Below are 16,844 nucleotides of genomic sequence, written 5' to 3' on the forward strand. Positions count from 1 at the left end.
TTTAGAGTAGCCCAAAGAAAATACATTTTAGCATCCTAACAAAGTACTAACTAATCTTTCTTTACACTTAGTACCAATACCGGTACAGGAGCATAAAACTCAGACTTAGAAATAGTACTTTTCTCCCATAATTTCTTAAAAAAACCACGTTTTCTTCTAAAAACACATAGTAAATCTGGATGTTTGGATTGAAAATGCTCCAATACACCATGGTATGTAGTTGGATTCTCTGTGAAAGTCAACTGAGAACTAATATCCATTAATGCTGTATTTATTTTTAAATCGTCATCTGAATATCCTGGTGTTTTCACCATTAATAAGTTAACGATTGCGTTATGCTTATTCTTAATTTCAATTAATGGATCTAGAATTCTCTTTCTTTTTAAAATGCCCGATTTAAAAGCTACCAATACATTCTTAAATGCTTTGTACGTTGTTCCTTTTGGCACTATCAGCGTAGGTATATTCGTTCTTTTAATAATTGTCCCAGAAGTTTGTCCTAAATAATATTCTTCTTGAATATCATTACTTCTTGGTGCTAGTATAATTAAATCAATTCCAAGTTCTTTATCAATCTCTTTAAGTCCATCTTTTAATTCCCCATTAAAACTTGCAATTTTTATAGAGACATCTTTAGTCTCAACTTTAGCAATTATTTCTTTTAAACGTTCTTTTGCATTTTCGGCTATTTTTTGGGTAACATTGGTTAAGGTTCCCGCTTTTCCGGTTGCATTAAACACTTCTATAACATAAATTTCTGCACCAAAAGCTGCTGCAAAATCTACTGCATATTGTAATGTTTCATTGGCATTGGAAGAGGTTCCGATTGGAACAAGAATATTCATCATGATCAAAATTGTTGATTATTACTCTAAATTTACGATTAAAATAAATCGCTTTTATGATTCAGCTGGCAAAGATATCGCAAATACCTGAAATTCTTGCAATGATCAATGCTTGTAGATTGGTAATGGAAGCAAATGGCATTTACCAGTGGACAACTGAATATCCTTCTAAAAAAGCTTTTGAAAATGATATTGAACGTAACGAACTATATGTTTTTTTACGGAATGATAAAATAATAGGTTGTATTGTTGTATCACAATTTATGGATGATGAATACCGCACTGTACCTTGGTTAACACCAAATGAATACAACTACTATATTCATAGGTTAGGGGTACATCCTCAATTTCAAGGAAAAGGCTATGCCCAACAATTAATGAATTTTGCAGAAAACTTTGCTAAAGAACATAATGCCCTCTCCGTAAGGTTAGATACCTTTAGCCAAAATAAACGAAATCAGAAATTTTACGAGCAACGTGGTTATACCAAACTAGAGGATATTTTTTTTCCAAAGCAAAGCAAGCATCCTTTTCATTGCTACGAACTTGTATTTTAGAAAACCAATTTTTTGAAAACTGCTGTTAGTTTTAAATCCATTAACGCATTAGCTATACCGGCCACCATTGCTGGTATTGCAGAACCTTTATTATCTATAACCGATACGGCTATTGTAGGGAATATTCCCGTAGACGGATTAGAATCGCTTGCAGCTGCAGGCATTGTAGGTTCTTTTCTTTCTATGCTCATCTGGATTCTTGGGCAAACGCGTAGTGCCATATCGGCCATTATTTCACAATATTTAGGTGCTGGTAAATTAGAGGAAGTTAAAACCTTGCCCGCACAAGCTATTTACCTCAACATTACCTTGAGCATCCTTATTTTACTTTCTACCATTTTTGTAATTCAAGAAATTTTTGAGCTTTTAAATGCTAAAGGAAAAATACTCCAATACTGCATTAGCTACTACTCCATTCGTGTTTGGGGCTTTCCTTTAACTTTATTCGTTTTCGCGGTGATGGGTATTTTCCGCGGATTACAGAATACGTATTGGCCCATGGTCATCGCTATTACAGGAGCAGTATTAAACGTAATTCTCGATTTTGCTTTTGTATACGGTATTGAAGGGTTTATCCCTGCCATGTACTTAGAGGGCGCTGCCTATGCAAGTTTATTGGCCCAAGCAATTATGGCACTTATGGCATTCTATTTACTTTGGAAAAAGACCGATATTAGCCTGAAACTAAAATTACCCATTCACCCAGAACTTGGGCGTTTGGTAGTCATGAGCTTAAATCTTTTTGTACGTGCCATTGCCTTAAATACTGCTTTAATTCTTGCTGTTCGTGAAGCAACGGCCCTGGGCGATAAATATATTGGGGCACACACCATTGCTATAAACCTTTGGTTATTTTCTGCCTTTTTTATTGATGGGTATGGTGCTGCCGGTAACATTATGGGTGGTCGCCTCTTAGGGGAACGAAACTATGACGCGCTTTGGTTATTGGCTAAAAAAATTACCAAATATGGACTTATAGTGAGCTTGGTTATCATGCTAATTTCAGCCTTTTTTTACAAACCTTTAGGTGCTATATTTTCTAATGAAACTGTTGTACTTTCTGCTTTTTATAGCATCTTCTATATTATAATTCTAGGTCTTCCTTTTAACACTATCGCCTTTGTTTTAGACGGAGTTTTTAAAGGTCTGGGAGAAATGAAATATTTACGGAACACCTTATTAGCGGCTACTTTTTTAGGGTTTGTTCCTATGCTTTTTTTAGGGAAATATCTTAATTGGGGACTAACTGGAATTTGGCTGGCCTTTACCGTTTGGATGCTTATAAGAGGAGGAGCATTGGTATGGAAATTCAGAAACAAATTCAAACCTTTATTGCAAAATCCGTAATTTTGTATCTAGTGCTTCGGGGCATTTCTCGAAGTAATTCATCACGCTAATCTAGTCAAACAAAATGCTATGGGTACCACAAGAAACAATGGAAGTTTATATACACGAATAGATGGTAAGGTTGCCCATGTAGAGTTTGGACACCCTGCAAGTAATTCTTTTGTATTCGAGTTACTTCAACGACTCACTACAACCATAAATGAACTTTCCGAAAATACAGATGTTTCTGTTATTCTATTAAAATCTGAAGGGGAGAAAGCTTTTTGTGCCGGTGCTTCTTTTGATGAGTTGCTGGCGGTGTCCACCATTGAGGAAAGCAAAACTTTCTTTAGTGGTTTTGCACATGTTATAAATGCAATGCGCACCTGTAAAAAGGTAATTGTAGGCCGTGTGCATGGTAAAACTGTTGGTGGTGGTGTTGGACTTGCCGCTGCTTGCGATTATGTATATGCAAATGTCGAAGCAGCCATAAAACTTTCTGAACTTAGTATTGGCATTGCTCCGTTAGTAATTGCACCCGCTGTGGAGCGCAAAATAGGAACGGCTGCCCTGGCTGAACTTTCTTTAGCTGCTACCGAATGGAAAAGTGCATATTGGGCTCAAGAAAAAAGTTTGTTCTCAAAAGTTTATGAGACTACTGCTGAAATGGATAAGGAATTAGATTTTTTTATTCATAAACTGGCAAGCTATAATCCTGATGCTTTAACTGACTGGAAGAAAGTTTTGTGGGAAGGAACTGACCATTGGAATACCTTGTTGACAGATCGTGCAGCAATCACTGGAAAATTAGCACTTTCCGATTTTACCCGAAACGCACTGTCAAAATTTAAAAAATAAACAATAACTGAAACAAGGCTTCGTTTTGTTTCTAAATAACTTTTATGGAAATTTTTCAATTTTTAAACGGGAACCTTGTATTTCCAGTTCTTGCACTGTCTGTTTTAATCATTTATTTTGTGAATAAGGTACGTACAAAAAGAAAATACAAAAGGTAATTTATGCCTTTACGCAACTAATCGGTATTTAAACATCTTTTTATAAATCCGTTTTTATGTTCGCAAAAATCACATTAGTATTTCTATCTATATTCCTCGTTGCATGTAACGATAAGGATGATTCTTCTCAACAAGATTGTTCTATGACGCCCTGCACACAAAATTTTGTTACTATAACTGTTAGTGTAAAAGACGTGTCTGGCAAAGCCATAGTATTAGATAGCTACGAGGTTATTGATACTCAAACAGGTGAAAACCTAGCTACAGATTTCAACGGTGAGGAATACCAGTATTCCAAAGAACAAGGTGTGTATCCAATTCTTAGTGATGCCAACCGACTAGAATATCAAAATAAAACCACAACACTTACTTTTAAAGGATATATTTCTAATGAAGAGGTTGTAACTGAAGCTTATGAGGTAGGTGCAGACTGCTGCCACGTTAGTTTAATAAATGGAAATACAGAGATTGTTTTAGAATAACTTCTTCCTTAAAATCCTTTTAAAGATTCCCTACCTTTGCCGAATAATTAAATGCTATGAGCAAAATTCGTATTACCAAACAATTCAATTTTGAAACCGGACATGCCCTTTTCGGTTATGATGGTAAATGTAGAAACGTTCATGGGCATAGTTATAAATTATCGGTAACAGTAATTGGCACTCCTATCACAGATATAAGTCATGTAAAATTAGGCATGGTTATAGATTTTGGCGACCTAAAGAAAATAGTAAAAGAAGATATTGTTGATGTTTTTGACCATGCTACCGTATTCAATAAAAATACGCCTCACGTTGAACTAGCCAAAGAATTAACAGACAGAGGGCACAATGTTATCTTGGCAGATTACCAACCTACCAGTGAAAATATGGTTATCGATTTTGCCGCTAAAATAAAGTCTAGACTACCTAAAAATATTGCATTATTCTCCCTTAAACTTCAAGAAACTGATACCTCTTTTGCGGAGTGGTATGCTAGTGATAACTAAGTTTATCTAAATTTTACATAGAACATTACTTTCATCTATAAATATTGTATTAATTTAAGGGTATCTCCTTATTATACAATACTATGGCAAAGCATCACATTTACTGGTGGAATCTTGAAAACCTGTTCGATATTGAAAATTCACCCCGAAGAAGTGAGTTTTTAAATAAGCATTTGGGCCGCGAACTAAATGGCTGGAATGCTACAATTCTTGAGCAAAAAATAACTAATCTAACTGCAGTCATTTCAAAATTCAACAATGGTGAGGGGCCAGATATATTAGGTGTCTGCGAGGTAGAAAACGAGCATGTAATTCAACTTCTTATTGATGCTATGAGTGCTTCCCTAAATAAAAATTACGGCTTTGTCATATCTGAAGGTGATGATAAACGAGGCATTGATACGGCTCTTATTTATGACAAAACCAAATACGGACCAGAACAGCAAACTTTTAGTCTACGCATTATTAAACGGAATACTACTCGAGATTTATTTCAAGTACATATAAATACGGCCCTTGGTAACAAACTTATTTGCATTCTTAACCATTGGCCATCCAGATCAGGGGGAGAGCTGTCTAGCGAACCTTTTAGAATAATGGTTGCCGAGAATTTATCGTACTGGATCGAGAGAATCTATGAAGAACAAGGTGATGATGCCAATATCATATTAATGGGCGATTTTAATGAAAATCCGTATAATAAGAGTATTACAGAATACTTAATGGCTATTAACAACAAAGCCTTGGTTAAGAGCAATAGAGTGCGCCTAAAGTATTTCTACAATGTAATGCACCGCTTTTTAGATGCCCAAATAGGAACATTTGTTTTTGGTAATGAATATAACATGTTAGATCAGTTTATGATATCTAAAAGTATTTTATCCGAGAAATCAGAACTACCGTTTAAATTAAGTACCGCAGAAATCATTGCCTTCCCAGAACTTACTTCTGGGTCATACCAAAAACCTGTAAAGTTCGGAAGACCAAATTCATCTACATTTAATGTAAAGGGTTTTAGTGATCACTTACCTATAAAAATAGTTCTGAACGAAAAAGATGTTATTGTTTAATTTAGGATAGCATTCTCTTATTTTGACCCATGTATTCTCTAGGTACCCAAAACAGTTATTATATTTACATCCTGATGACGAACATTGAACTTCCAGCAGGGAAAAAAGTATATTTTGCTAGCGATAACCACCTAGGTGCACCTACTATGAAAGAAAGTAGGCTGCGAGAAGTGAAATTTGTTCGTTGGTTAGATACTATAAAGTCAGATGCCGGAACGATTTTCTTGATGGGCGATTTATTCGATTTTTGGTTTGAATATAAAACCGTAATCCCAAAAGGATTTACCCGAACACTGGGAAAACTTGCGGAACTGTCTGATGCCGGAATCTCAATTCACTACTTTGTAGGCAACCATGACCTTTGGATGAACGGTTACTTTGAAGAAGAACTGAACATACCCGTTTATCATAAACCTCAACAATATTCTATAAACGGAACTTCTTTTTTTATTGGGCATGGAGACGGACTAGGACCAGACGATAAGGGATTCAAGAGAATGAAAAAGGTTTTTACCAACCCAGTAGCCAAATGGTTCTTTAAGTGGCTACATCCAGATATTGGCGTTCGTTTGGCGAAACACCTTTCTGTAAGCAATAAGTTAATCAGTGGAGATGATGATGCCAAGTTCTTGGGTAACGATAACGAATGGTTGGTACAATATGCAAAACGAAAACTAGAAACTAAGCATTATGACCACTTTATATTTGGTCACCGTCATTTACCTTTAGAAATAGACTTGGGCGAAAACTCAAAATATACCAACTTAGGAGATTGGATCAATTTCTACACCTATGCCGAGTTTGATGGCGTACATCTTTCATTGAAAGAATTTAATTAAATTTCCGGAAAAACATCGATGAAATACATAATTTCAATTGTAATCCTTTTCTTACAACTAAAAATGAGGAATTCACAACAAAAGTTAGTACAAACTAGACATTGAAACTATCTTTAAAGTGTTGTTAAGTTTAAGTGTTGATTCCCAAATCTACAGTTTACCTACATTAAAAAAAGCCCCAACACGGGGCTATTTTTTACACTACTTCTCATGGTCTTCTACATCTTTTTGTAAATCCAACTTTCTAAAACCTGGGGAAACAAAAGCTGTTATACCCACAGTCAACAAAGTCATTGTTCCTCCAAAAACAACTGCAGTAACCGTTCCCATTAATTTTGCAGTTACTCCGCTTTCAAAAGCTCCTAGTTCATTAGATGACCCTACGAACATTGAATTTACAGACGCTACTCTACCACGCATATTATCGGGCGTTTTTAATTGTAAAATGGTTTGCCGTATAATCATGGAAACTCCGTCTACAGCACCACTTACAAACAGTGCAATTACTGAAAGCCAGAAATAGGTAGATAAGCCAAAAACAATCATACAAATACCAAAACCGAAAACGGCCAATAATAGCTTTTTACCCGCATTTTTATGTAACGGGAACCTTGTTGAACCCAACATAGTAAGTGCCGCACCAACTGCTGGTGCTGCTCTTAGCACACCAAAACCTTCTGAACCTACATGTAAAATATCTTGTGCAAATATTGGAAGTAAGGCTACCGCCCCACCAAATAGTACCGCAATCATATCTAGTGTTAATGCACCCAAAATGGCACGGGTCTTAAATACAAAACTTAAACCTTCTTTTAAACTCTGAAAAACCGGCTCTCCTATTTTAGGGTTAAGAATTGGTTTTTTTGAAATATTAAAAAGCGCTATCAAAGCCAATAATGAAAAACCAAATATGACGCACATTGACCAATGTACTCCTATAAGACTTATTGAAAATCCAGCCAAAGCCGGACCAAGAACGGATGCCAATTGCCATGTTGTGCTACTCCACGTAGCTGCATTTGGGTATATTTTTTTTGGAACAATTAAAGCAATAAGAGAAAATATCGTGGGGCCTAAAAATGCACGAACTAATCCGCCTAAAAACACTAAAGCATAAATACTATATAGAATAACTTTGGTTTCATAGGTTTCTAATACAGAGGGCAGACTTAAAATAAACAGTCCAAAACTAATTACCGAAAACCCAAAAATACACTTCATTAACAGGTTCCGCTTTTCTTTTTGGTCAACGATATGTCCCGCAAAAAGGGCCATGCCCACAGCAGGTATAACTTCCATAAGACCAATAATACCTAATGATAATGGGTCTTTCGTCATTGAATACACTTGCCACTCTATGACAATAAACTGCATTGACCAAGCAAATACCATGGCAAAACGAACTAAAAGAAAAATATTGAATTCCTTAAACCTTAAGGCAGCATAGGGATCATTTACGCTCATAATGTAATCGCTAAATAGACGGCAAAGATATTTAATAAATAAGGTGTCGTTTCACAAACTAGGGACTAATTAGTTTTTAAAAAATTTGATAATTAAATCCTACAAATTAATTAATACCAAATTCATCAAAATAGGAATCTAACTGTAATTTAAAAAGTGTTCCCTTTATTAAATCTTTAATTTTTAATACCTCAGCAAAACTAACGGCAAAGGTAATTTGGTGTACCGGTGAGTTTAAAAGCAAAGACCTGCATTCTCCTTTTACCTTACAATCTTTACACAAATTAGCATCGCCACTTTCTATTGTATCATTAATGCATTTAGAAAAATAGTGTAATTCGTTTGGAGTTAGTAATAAACCTGTATCCCTGAAAATTACTTGAATTTTACTTGCCGACTTAGCTTTATCTTGTTTCCACTGAAAGGCAATACCAAACTCATTTTGATAAATTAGGCTTATATCATTCATAAGAATCTACATATTTAGTATAAATATATACATCTTATTTAGAACAATTATAAATAGTATTGTTAAATAGTGATTTCTATTTGATTTCCTTCTGGGTCTAGGATGACGCTTTCGTAATATCCATCGCCTGTAGTTCTTGGTTCCCCGGCAATTGTGTAGTTATCAGCTCTAAGTTTCTCAGTCAATGTATTTACCTTGTCCTTTGTCCCTACTGACATCGCAAAATGTATAATACCGGTATATATTTCCTTATCGGTAGCCAATTGTATGCTTGGTTTATGCATTAGTTCTAACCGAGCACCCTCTGTAAAACTTAAAAAATAGGAAGTAAACTCTTTGCTAGGATTATGATATTTTTCCCCTGCTACCGCATTAAAATAAGTTTCATAAAATGCACGCATTTTCTCTAAATCGCTTACCCAAATAGCAATGTGTTCTATTCTCATTTTATATCCTTCAACTTTAATTGTAAACTCACATTTCCTTGCCATTCATTCTCATCAATAGAAAAAACAGCATTAAATGGTTTTCTACTGGTTACCAAGTTTAATTTATCGCCCATATTAAAACCTATACCATCAATTTTATGACTGCCTTGCTGTACTGCTGAAAGTTTTAAATGTGCTGCTTCATTACCTACGCCTTTTGCATAACCGGTATCCTGTAAATTTTCTGCCATAAAAATAGGCGACATATTTCCTGGGCCATAAGGAGCAAATTGCTTTAAAATCCGCATTAACTTCGGATTTATATCTTGTAATTCAATAACAGCATCAACTGTAATTTCAGGGGTCAATAGTTGTGGGTCTATGCTTTCTTTTACCACTTTCTCGAACTGATGCTTAAAATTATTATACTGCTCCTCTAACAGGGTTAACCCTGCGGCATATTTATGTCCGCCAAACTGTTCTATATAATCCGAGCATCCTTCTAAGGCATTATACACATCAAAACCTTTTACAGATCTTGCCGATGCCGCCAGTCTATCACCGCTTTTGGTAAAAACCAATGTTGGCCTATAGTATGTTTCTGTTAATCTAGAGGCTACAATTCCTATAACTCCTTTATGCCAAGTATCTTTATAAACAACTGAAGTAAACCCTTCTTCTTCTTGGTTTTCAATAATTTGAACCAATGCTTCGTGAGTAATTTCCTGATCTAATCCTCTTCTGTCCGTATTAAATTTTTCAATTTCTGAAGCGAATTTTATTGCTTGGTCCATATTGGTTTCCGTCAGTAGATTTACAGCATGTTGACCATGTTTCATTCTACCGGCAGCATTTATTCTGGGTGCTATAATGAACACCACATCAGTAATCGTAAGAACTTTTTTATTTATCTGATTTATAATAGCTTTAAAGCCTATTCTAGGTTGTTCATTGATAACCTGAAGGCCATAATAAGCCAGTATTCGATTCTCTCCAGTTATTGGTACGATATCCGCCCCAATCGCAGTTGCCAATAAATCAAGGTAATAGACTAAATCGTCAATTGTTTCTCCTTTACGTGAGCCTAATGCCTGTATTAACTTAAAACCGACTCCGCAACCACATAACTCATCATACGGATATGAACAATCTTCGCGTTTAGGGTCTAAAACAGCTACTGCATTGGGCAATATTGTTCCAGGTCTGTGGTGGTCGCAAATGATAAAATCAATCTCTTTCTCTTTTGCATAAGCAACTTTATCAACAGCCTTTACTCCGCAGTCCAACGCAATTATTAATGTAAACCCATTATCCTCGGCAAAATCAATTCCCTTAAAAGACACTCCATATCCTTCATCATACCTATCGGGAATATACGTTGCTACATTTGGGTAATAGCTTAATAGATAGGAAGACACTAATGCAACGGCCGTTGTACCATCCACATCATAATCGCCAAAAACCAAAATGTTTTCTCCGTTGGCAATGGCTTCCTCTATTCTATTAACCGCAATATCCATGTCCTTCATTAAAAAAGGATCATGCAAATCTTCTAACTGCGGACGAAAGAATTTCTTTGCCTCGTCATATGTTGAAATACCTCTTTGCAATAAAAGCTGAGCCACCAAATCATCGACCTTTAACGCATTGGCTAATGCATCAATTTCTTCTTGTTTTGGTTTTGGCTTAATTGTCCAGCGCATGGTTTAAGGAATCAGTGTTTAGTTGATAGTTTTAAAATACAAATTCAAAAGTCAAATTCAAACACAATCTCAATGTGAATTATTAGCCTTAAATTCATCTGATCGTCTGTTTTTTATTTTTAATGATTGTTGCTAAAATTTTTATTAACTGTTCAACCTCGTCCAAAATTAATATCCGATTTGCACTATCTCCATAATTTATCTTATTCAAAATCTTCAAATTGATTCTGGATTCTTTCAATTCCTTTAAAGAGATAGTTGCCATATTTTTAAAATCCTTATCCGTCTGAGCACCCTGCATTTCGCCAAAATTAAGCGCCGAACTTCCCGCAGACCGTAATAGCTGATGCCCATAATATTGTCCAGTGAAATCATTGGGAATTCCTCTACAAAAAAGAGCAGCATCAGCGGCAAAATTTACTAATCGCTCCTCTAAATCGTATGGCTTATTAGGCATCTAGTTGTATTTGATTTTTGAATTTGTATTTTCTTCTTGAACTTGAATTTTGTGCTTTAACTTTTTTATTTCTTATGAAAAACCGTCTTAATATTTAGCTCAGCAAATTGTCTGAACATTTCCATTACTCCGCAATACTTCTCGATAGATAAGTCAACCGCTCTTTGAAGTTTTTTCTCATTTAAATTCTCCCCATGGAAATGATATTCGATAACCACTTTGTCATAAAACTTTGGATGCTCGTCTGTAAGATTGGCAATGGTTTCTATATGAAATTCATTTACCTCTAATTTCATCTTCTTGAACATTGCAGCAACATCTAAACCAGAACAACCAGCCAACGAAGAAAGCATTAATGCTTTTGGCCTTAAACCGCTACCGTCACCACCATCTTCTTTGGCAATATCGATTCTAAATGAATGACCAGATGGATTGTTACTTTCGAAGGACATATTCCCTAACCATTTTGTGCTAATATGATTTGTTGTGCTCATAATTTTTTGTTTCTTGTAGAATACAAAAATACAACAATATAGGTTGTTATGTTATAGGCAACAAAGAACATAAAAGCCAGTAATCACTTAAATATATACTTAAAACAAATATGGCATTAGTTACTCCGCTTGACCCAAATCATGATCCAGAAACAAAAAAACTGGCAGCATTTTTTAATGAAACACTTGGCTTTTGCCCTAATTCGGTTTTAACCATGCAACATAGACCGGCAATTTCAAAAGCCTTTATAAACTTGAATAAAGCCGTTATGGCCAATGAGGGGCGAGTAACTTCTGCGTTAAAAAGATTGATTGCTTGGGTAAGTAGTAATGCTACTGGTTGTCGTTATTGCCAAGCTCACGCTATACGAGCTGCAGAACGTTATGGTGCTGAGCAGGAGCAGTTAGATAATATTTGGGAATATAGAACTCACCCCGCATTTTCCGATGCGGAACGAGCTGCTCTAGATTTCTCTTTACAGGCTTCTCAAGTTCCAAATGGAGTAGATGCTGAAATAAAAGAACGCTTATACCAACACTGGAACGAAGGTGAAATTGTTGAAATGTTAGGAGTAATCTCGCTTTTTGGATATCTTAACCGTTGGAACGATTCTATGGGTACTTCTATTGAAAACGGTGCAGTGGAAAGTGCAGACCAATACCTAGGTAAACACGGCTGGGAAAAAGGTAAACATGATGGGTCGGTTTATTAATAACTAGCTATTAGCTATTGGCAAAATCGGTATTGAGAAGTATAAGACCAACCGTATGTGAAAAAATAAATGTATATATGTTGTCCGTTCGAGTGGTTTTTAATTCAATTTTTTCATTGAATTAAAAACTGTATCGAGAATCTTTTGGTACACGAATGCTTCTCGATACTAATTTTCTTGTACCTCGAAAATTCACTCGAAGTGACAATTTAACTTTTTAAAACTACATATCCTTAGAGATTTGAAAGTCAAATAAACATGAAAGTTGTCTTTTTTAGATGTTGAGACTTTATCTCACTTTCGACTTCCTTTTTGAAAACTGACAATCTTATAAAATTAATATCTAATAAAGATTTTCAGCAATTTTTCTCATATTTTATAATTTTAACTTGTTGTCAAATCAAATATAATTATCTTATTTTCAGTACAATAAGTGTTATTATTAGCCATTATCAGACTAATTGTGTTTTTATGTATAGTTGAAATGGTTTTATTACCGATTCTTCATGTTACACGGAAATATATAAGTCAAGAATATTTTTATAAAAAAATAAAAATGGAAAAATTTTTAATCCAAAACTTTAAAGAGGTGGTTGCATCTATTCTTATTATTATTGGTGTTTTAGCACTCCTAATTATGGATGATAAAATCTCCACAAGTTTAAGACAATATTTATATGGTTTTATTGGAATATGTATAGGATATCTTTTCAAATAAAATTGCTAATTAATATAAAACCAAAAGAATCGGAAAGTATCAACAAAGCTATCAGTTCGATATATTTCTCGCTGGTCTTCCTTGCCATGTTTACCCGTAGAATAATATTTTTACAGACCTAACTTCCTGTTCAGGGGGAATTTTAGTTAGTTCAAAAAATAAAAAAGATTGCTTCGTATATTGCAATAACATGTTAACCCAAAATCTTAGCCACCAACTCTTGCAACTCCCCAACCACATCTTCCTCGAACCAGGGATTCTTACTTCGCCAAAAACGATTTACGGGAGATGGATGTGGTAGTACAAAAAACTTAGGCAAGAATTCTTGGTAGTGTAAAACGTTCTCGGTCAGGTTCTTTTTGGCTTGTTTGCCTAAATACTGGTCTTGTGCATATGTCCCAATAAGTAATATCAATTTCACATTTTTAAATTCTTCCCATACTCTGGGATGCCATAATGGGGCACATTCCTTTCTAGGTGGTAAATCGCCCGATTTACCTTTACCTGGATAACAGAATCCCATGGGTAAAACAGCAAAATTATCAGGATTGTAGAATACCTCTTCATTAACACCGAGCCACTCCCTTAGCTTTTTGCCACTGTGGTCGTCCCATGCCCTATTTTCAACATGCGCTTTTCTACCTGGTGCCTGACTCACCAATATAATTTTAGAATTATTAGTACCCGAAACTATTGGTCGTGGCTCTAAAGGCAAATATTCCCTACAAACCTCACAACCCCGTATATCTGATAATAAATCTTGCATTTATAAATTGGCTTCTACTCTTTTAATTACTTTATGCTACAAAGTTTCTTAACAACCAAATAGTTAACATACCCCAAAATGTCCCTGTTGCCATACTTAATATGGCCAATACAATCGCGTGTGGCATCCATTTTAAATTATATGCTGCGGTAACCGCAGGGGCTGTTGCTATACCGCCTACATTTGCCATACTGGCAATTGGCACCCACGCCATATTAACATTCAATAGTTTGGCAACGCCTATCATAAACAAGAAATGCCCTACTAACCAAACAATAAGGAAACCAAGAAATGGCATATTAAAACCTAATGTGGCTATTTGCAGTTTTAGCCCTAATACCGCCATTACCACTATTATTAAGATTCCTCCTATTTTTAATGCAAATCTATAGTTCCAGCTTGGTATAAAATTACTCAGCGCCAGTCCTAATAAAGACAACAATACCACCTTAATAACAAAACTATCTATTAAAAAATTACATAAAATTACTACGCCTAATACTACTGCAACGCTTATTATAGGACCTAGTTTATTACCATAATCTACCCGAATATCCTCTGGGATTGCTACATCTGTTATTTTAAACCACCTATTAAGGATATTGCTTTTTTTAATACTTTGAAACATTATAATGGTCCAAACATTTACCAAAATAGTATCCATTACTAAAACTATTAGAAATATATTCTCAGGACATTCTACCAATTCTTTTAATACTAATTGACTAGTACTGCCCCCAATCCAACTGCCAACAATAGGTGGTATACCCATCCAATATTGGTCCGTAACTAAAATCTCAGCTATTAAATCTGTTTCTGAAAAAATGATCATTAGTATTACCGGGAAAACAGCTATAAATAATGAGCCAGAGGCAAAGACTATAATAGGCCGTAAACCAATTGCTTTTAATTGAGATAACGACAAACTACTCATTACAGCAATGATGGCTAGCGGAATAAAATAATCTTTGCTAAAATCGTGTATGCTGGCTTGTGAATAATCGACCTTTAGAAGGTATGAAATTATTGCAGGAATAATATACGCCAACAAAATAGCAGGCACCCAGTCAAAAAGCGATTTTATATGCTTATTCTCCCATCGGTCTAAAAAATAAACCACAAAGACGGTAAAGGTTGCTATAACCCAGGGTATAATCATAGCAACAATTTAAGGTATTTTAGCCCAAAAAAAATGAATTATTTTAATGACTCCCCATCAAAAGACAATCCTTCGAATCCGGTTCTTATAAAATTTCTAATATTTTGATGGCCATTTCCTTTTGGGTCTAAAAGCACCTCATCAAAATAATATGTGCCAAAACAAGCTAAGGTTTCTTCTTTTGTAAGTCGTTCTTTTATTGCAAATGAAAACAATTTACAAGAACCCGAATTTTGACCAGCTTCATTTCTAAGATTGCCATTTGTAAATGCTGTGGGTGTGAAAATGTAGTTAGCATCAATAATAGCCATGGTATCGGTAAAAGCTATTTCCTTAGGATTCGTTGCTAATTTACTCTTGAATTCTTTTAATGTCATATAGTTTATTTAGAACCTCCAACAATTATTACAATTTCTCCTTTTGGTGGTTTAACCGTAAAATGTGTTAACACCTCTTCTGCTGTTCCACGAACGGTTTCTTCATATAGTTTAGTCAATTCCCTAGAAACGGATACAGGCCTGTCTGCTCCAAAATATTCCACAAAATTGGCTAGTGTCTTAAGTAATTTATGTGGCGATTCGTAAAAGATAATAGTCCGGGTTTCTTCTGCTAATAATTTTAATCTTGTTTGTCTTCCTTTTTTTACGGGTAAAAACCCTTCAAACACAAACTTATCATTTGGTAGTCCACTATTAACCAAAGCGGGTACAAAAGCCGTTGCACCAGGTAGACACTCAACCTCAACTCCCTCCTCTACACAAGCTCGGGTTAATAAAAACCCCGGGTCCGAAATTGCTGGTGTACCGGCATCGGAGATTAATGCAATATTCTCTCCGTTTTTTAATTTACCCACCAAATAGTCTACCATATTATGCTCGTTATGCATATGATGACTTTTCATTTGCGTACCAATTTCAAAATGATGCAATAATTTTCCACTTGTACGCGTGTCTTCGGCAAGAATTAAATCTACTTCCTTAAGAATACGTATTGCCCTTAAAGTCATGTCTTCTAAATTCCCTATTGGGGTTGGTACTAAATAAAGCTTTCCCATTTTTTATAATATAAAAAACCCAACACATGTGCTGGGTTTTTGATGTGTATTTTTGTGTTATTATGAAAATCTACGGGCAACAAGCTCTAAAAATCGCTCTTCAAAGGGTTCTTTACCGCTCCAATTATTATAATCTGGCTTTACCATATTTTGTATAAATGAAATTGAACGCTCTTCAGAATCTATGGTGTTTAATTGTGATAGTACCCTATTATAATCTTCCATATTCCCATTAAATAAATGTTTAACAAAAGCTAAACGGTCGTTTAAATCAACTTTTACATTGCTTTTTGCTAATCGGTCATTTAACGACTTTGGTAATGACTCACTGTTCTTTAAATCTTCTTTTGAAGGCATAAAAAGCTCTTTGTCATTCTTCATGTAATTAGGTTTAGACATAAACTCCGCCAAAACATCTTCTAACTCTTCATTATTTGGCATTTCAGAAATAAAACCTTTAATAGTATCCATACCTGGGTACTTAATGATATCTTCTTCATGCGGATTACTCTCCGGTACTCCTGTGTTTCCCTTCATTACGGCATTCGCCATTTCTTCAAACTTAGCCGCAATAGCATTTTTAGAAACATCTATTTCCATCTCATTAAGTTCTACCTCAATAAACTTCAAAACCGCTAATTTCTCGTACAAGTTTTTAGAAACCTCGTACAAGTTTGTTACGTCATCTAAATTATCTGCAGTTAAAATTTCTGTAGATAATTTTCTCAATTCTAGTTTCAACTTATTTTTCATCTCACAATTTTTAAGGTCTAGACCT

The 16,844-nt window shown here is 35.1% G+C and carries 20 protein-coding genes; 8 read left to right on the plus strand and 12 right to left on the minus strand.

Annotation, left to right across the window (positions count from 1 at the left end; all coding sequences use genetic code 11):
* Positions 1 to 50: 50 nt before the first annotated feature.
* Positions 51 to 848 (minus strand): universal stress protein, encoded by a 798-nt coding sequence (locus BTR34_RS07695; RefSeq protein ID WP_068485532.1) that lies wholly within the window; start codon positions 846 to 848, stop codon positions 51 to 53.
* A gap of 53 nt (positions 849 to 901) precedes the next feature.
* On the opposite strand from BTR34_RS07695, the gene BTR34_RS07700 reads away from it, so the two are divergent.
* The 7 genes from BTR34_RS07700 (at position 902) to BTR34_RS07730 (ending at position 6,641) form a co-directional block, all read left to right on the plus strand.
* Entirely contained in the window at positions 902 to 1,402 is a 501-nt protein-coding gene (locus BTR34_RS07700) for a GNAT family N-acetyltransferase (RefSeq protein ID WP_068485534.1), read from the plus strand.
* Positions 1,403 to 1,414: 12 nt separating this feature from the next.
* A complete protein-coding gene (locus tag BTR34_RS07705) occupies positions 1,415 to 2,749 on the plus strand; it encodes an MATE family efflux transporter (protein WP_068485536.1) in 1,335 nt (444 codons plus the stop codon).
* A 69-nt stretch (positions 2,750 to 2,818) separates the two neighbouring features.
* Complete coding sequence (locus BTR34_RS07710; RefSeq protein WP_068485538.1) at positions 2,819 to 3,586, plus strand: enoyl-CoA hydratase/isomerase family protein; 768 nt, start codon at positions 2,819 to 2,821, stop codon at positions 3,584 to 3,586.
* Positions 3,587 to 3,800: 214 nt separating this feature from the next.
* Positions 3,801 to 4,226: a hypothetical protein gene (locus BTR34_RS07715; RefSeq protein ID WP_068485540.1), complete on the plus strand. Its 426-nt coding sequence runs from the start codon at positions 3,801 to 3,803 to the stop codon at positions 4,224 to 4,226.
* A gap of 56 nt (positions 4,227 to 4,282) precedes the next feature.
* The gene (locus BTR34_RS07720) at positions 4,283 to 4,732 is read left to right on the plus strand and encodes a 6-pyruvoyl trahydropterin synthase family protein (RefSeq protein WP_068485542.1); all 450 of its coding nucleotides are present in this window, start codon (positions 4,283 to 4,285) and stop codon (positions 4,730 to 4,732) included.
* 83 nt (positions 4,733 to 4,815) lie between these two features.
* Positions 4,816 to 5,802 carry an endonuclease/exonuclease/phosphatase family protein gene (locus tag BTR34_RS07725; RefSeq protein ID WP_068485544.1) on the plus strand — a complete coding sequence of 329 codons (987 nt, stop codon included), beginning with the start codon at positions 4,816 to 4,818 and terminating at the stop codon, positions 5,800 to 5,802.
* Between the two features lie 74 nt (positions 5,803 to 5,876).
* Positions 5,877 to 6,641 carry a UDP-2,3-diacylglucosamine diphosphatase gene (locus tag BTR34_RS07730; protein WP_068485546.1) on the plus strand — a complete coding sequence of 255 codons (765 nt, stop codon included), beginning with the start codon at positions 5,877 to 5,879 and terminating at the stop codon, positions 6,639 to 6,641.
* A gap of 201 nt (positions 6,642 to 6,842) precedes the next feature.
* On the opposite strand, the gene BTR34_RS07735 is transcribed toward BTR34_RS07730, so the two are convergent.
* The 6 genes from BTR34_RS07735 to BTR34_RS07760 all read right to left on the minus strand — a co-directional run bounded on the left by BTR34_RS07735 (position 6,843) and on the right by BTR34_RS07760 (position 11,656).
* Positions 6,843 to 8,105 carry an MFS transporter gene (locus tag BTR34_RS07735; protein ID WP_068485548.1) on the minus strand — a complete coding sequence of 421 codons (1,263 nt, stop codon included), beginning with the start codon at positions 8,103 to 8,105 and terminating at the stop codon, positions 6,843 to 6,845.
* 106 nt (positions 8,106 to 8,211) lie between these two features.
* Positions 8,212 to 8,574, minus strand: coding sequence for a hypothetical protein (locus BTR34_RS07740; RefSeq protein WP_068485550.1), 363 nt, complete (start codon positions 8,572 to 8,574; stop codon positions 8,212 to 8,214).
* 62 nt (positions 8,575 to 8,636) lie between these two features.
* Positions 8,637 to 9,020, minus strand: a complete 384-nt coding sequence (locus BTR34_RS07745) for a VOC family protein (RefSeq protein WP_068485799.1) — start codon at positions 9,018 to 9,020, stop codon at positions 8,637 to 8,639.
* Complete coding sequence (gene recJ / locus BTR34_RS07750; RefSeq protein ID WP_068485552.1) at positions 9,017 to 10,705, minus strand: single-stranded-DNA-specific exonuclease RecJ; 1,689 nt, start codon at positions 10,703 to 10,705, stop codon at positions 9,017 to 9,019. Before recJ ends, BTR34_RS07745 begins: the two co-directional genes overlap by 4 nt.
* Before the next feature lie 94 nt (positions 10,706 to 10,799).
* The gene (locus BTR34_RS07755) at positions 10,800 to 11,162 is read right to left on the minus strand and encodes a four helix bundle protein (protein WP_068485554.1); all 363 of its coding nucleotides are present in this window, start codon (positions 11,160 to 11,162) and stop codon (positions 10,800 to 10,802) included.
* 65 nt (positions 11,163 to 11,227) lie between these two features.
* Entirely contained in the window at positions 11,228 to 11,656 is a 429-nt protein-coding gene (locus BTR34_RS07760) for an OsmC family protein (RefSeq protein WP_068485557.1), read from the minus strand.
* Positions 11,657 to 11,766: 110 nt separating this feature from the next.
* Between BTR34_RS07760 and BTR34_RS07765 the strand changes: the two genes are divergently transcribed.
* Positions 11,767 to 12,369 carry a carboxymuconolactone decarboxylase family protein gene (locus tag BTR34_RS07765; RefSeq protein WP_068485559.1) on the plus strand — a complete coding sequence of 201 codons (603 nt, stop codon included), beginning with the start codon at positions 11,767 to 11,769 and terminating at the stop codon, positions 12,367 to 12,369.
* Between the two features lie 911 nt (positions 12,370 to 13,280).
* Here BTR34_RS07765 and BTR34_RS07775 read toward each other — a convergent pair.
* Genes BTR34_RS07775 through BTR34_RS07795 form a run of 5 tightly spaced genes read right to left on the minus strand, consistent with a single transcriptional unit; the run spans position 13,281 to position 16,819 of the window.
* Entirely contained in the window at positions 13,281 to 13,853 is a 573-nt protein-coding gene (locus BTR34_RS07775; protein WP_068485563.1) for a uracil-DNA glycosylase family protein, read from the minus strand.
* A 31-nt stretch (positions 13,854 to 13,884) separates the two neighbouring features.
* The gene (locus BTR34_RS07780) at positions 13,885 to 15,012 is read right to left on the minus strand and encodes a DUF819 family protein (RefSeq protein ID WP_068485565.1); all 1,128 of its coding nucleotides are present in this window, start codon (positions 15,010 to 15,012) and stop codon (positions 13,885 to 13,887) included.
* Positions 15,013 to 15,050: 38 nt separating this feature from the next.
* Complete coding sequence (locus BTR34_RS07785) at positions 15,051 to 15,389, minus strand: HopJ type III effector protein (RefSeq protein ID WP_068485568.1); 339 nt, start codon at positions 15,387 to 15,389, stop codon at positions 15,051 to 15,053.
* Positions 15,390 to 15,394: 5 nt separating this feature from the next.
* Positions 15,395 to 16,066: a 16S rRNA (cytidine(1402)-2'-O)-methyltransferase gene (gene rsmI / locus BTR34_RS07790; RefSeq protein ID WP_068485569.1), complete on the minus strand. Its 672-nt coding sequence runs from the start codon at positions 16,064 to 16,066 to the stop codon at positions 15,395 to 15,397.
* A 60-nt stretch (positions 16,067 to 16,126) separates the two neighbouring features.
* On the minus strand, positions 16,127 to 16,819 hold the full coding sequence (locus BTR34_RS07795) for a hypothetical protein (RefSeq protein WP_068485571.1): 693 nt from the start codon (positions 16,817 to 16,819) through the stop codon (positions 16,127 to 16,129).
* Positions 16,820 to 16,844: the final 25 nt, after the last annotated feature.

Origin of the sequence: Maribacter hydrothermalis, from assembly GCF_001913155.1 — a bacterium.
Taxonomy (GTDB): domain Bacteria; phylum Bacteroidota; class Bacteroidia; order Flavobacteriales; family Flavobacteriaceae; genus Maribacter; species Maribacter hydrothermalis.

What these genes read in the sequence shown, in the direction of transcription:
- BTR34_RS07695 (WP_068485532.1), bottom strand. Translation starts at nt 848, where the DNA reads ATGATGAATATTCTTGTTCCAATCGGAACCTCTTCCAATGCCAATGAA.
- BTR34_RS07700 (WP_068485534.1), top strand. Translation starts at nt 902, where the DNA reads ATGATTCAGCTGGCAAAGATATCGCAAATACCTGAAATTCTTGCAATG.
- BTR34_RS07710 (WP_068485538.1), top strand. Translation starts at nt 2,819, where the DNA reads ATGGGTACCACAAGAAACAATGGAAGTTTATATACACGAATAGATGGT.
- BTR34_RS07715 (WP_068485540.1), top strand. Translation starts at nt 3,801, where the DNA reads ATGTTCGCAAAAATCACATTAGTATTTCTATCTATATTCCTCGTTGCA.
- BTR34_RS07720 (WP_068485542.1), top strand. Translation starts at nt 4,283, where the DNA reads ATGAGCAAAATTCGTATTACCAAACAATTCAATTTTGAAACCGGACAT.
- BTR34_RS07725 (WP_068485544.1), top strand. Translation starts at nt 4,816, where the DNA reads ATGGCAAAGCATCACATTTACTGGTGGAATCTTGAAAACCTGTTCGAT.
- BTR34_RS07730 (WP_068485546.1), top strand. Translation starts at nt 5,877, where the DNA reads ATGACGAACATTGAACTTCCAGCAGGGAAAAAAGTATATTTTGCTAGC.
- BTR34_RS07735 (WP_068485548.1), bottom strand. Translation starts at nt 8,105, where the DNA reads ATGAGCGTAAATGATCCCTATGCTGCCTTAAGGTTTAAGGAATTCAAT.
- BTR34_RS07740 (WP_068485550.1), bottom strand. Translation starts at nt 8,574, where the DNA reads ATGAATGATATAAGCCTAATTTATCAAAATGAGTTTGGTATTGCCTTT.
- BTR34_RS07745 (WP_068485799.1), bottom strand. Translation starts at nt 9,020, where the DNA reads ATGAGAATAGAACACATTGCTATTTGGGTAAGCGATTTAGAGAAAATG.
- recJ (WP_068485552.1), bottom strand. Translation starts at nt 10,705, where the DNA reads ATGCGCTGGACAATTAAGCCAAAACCAAAACAAGAAGAAATTGATGCA.
- BTR34_RS07755 (WP_068485554.1), bottom strand. Translation starts at nt 11,162, where the DNA reads ATGCCTAATAAGCCATACGATTTAGAGGAGCGATTAGTAAATTTTGCC.
- BTR34_RS07760 (WP_068485557.1), bottom strand. Translation starts at nt 11,656, where the DNA reads ATGAGCACAACAAATCATATTAGCACAAAATGGTTAGGGAATATGTCC.
- BTR34_RS07765 (WP_068485559.1), top strand. Translation starts at nt 11,767, where the DNA reads ATGGCATTAGTTACTCCGCTTGACCCAAATCATGATCCAGAAACAAAA.
- BTR34_RS07775 (WP_068485563.1), bottom strand. Translation starts at nt 13,853, where the DNA reads ATGCAAGATTTATTATCAGATATACGGGGTTGTGAGGTTTGTAGGGAA.
- BTR34_RS07780 (WP_068485565.1), bottom strand. Translation starts at nt 15,012, where the DNA reads ATGATTATACCCTGGGTTATAGCAACCTTTACCGTCTTTGTGGTTTAT.
- BTR34_RS07785 (WP_068485568.1), bottom strand. Translation starts at nt 15,389, where the DNA reads ATGACATTAAAAGAATTCAAGAGTAAATTAGCAACGAATCCTAAGGAA.
- rsmI (WP_068485569.1), bottom strand. Translation starts at nt 16,066, where the DNA reads ATGGGAAAGCTTTATTTAGTACCAACCCCAATAGGGAATTTAGAAGAC.
- BTR34_RS07795 (WP_068485571.1), bottom strand. Translation starts at nt 16,819, where the DNA reads ATGAAAAATAAGTTGAAACTAGAATTGAGAAAATTATCTACAGAAATT.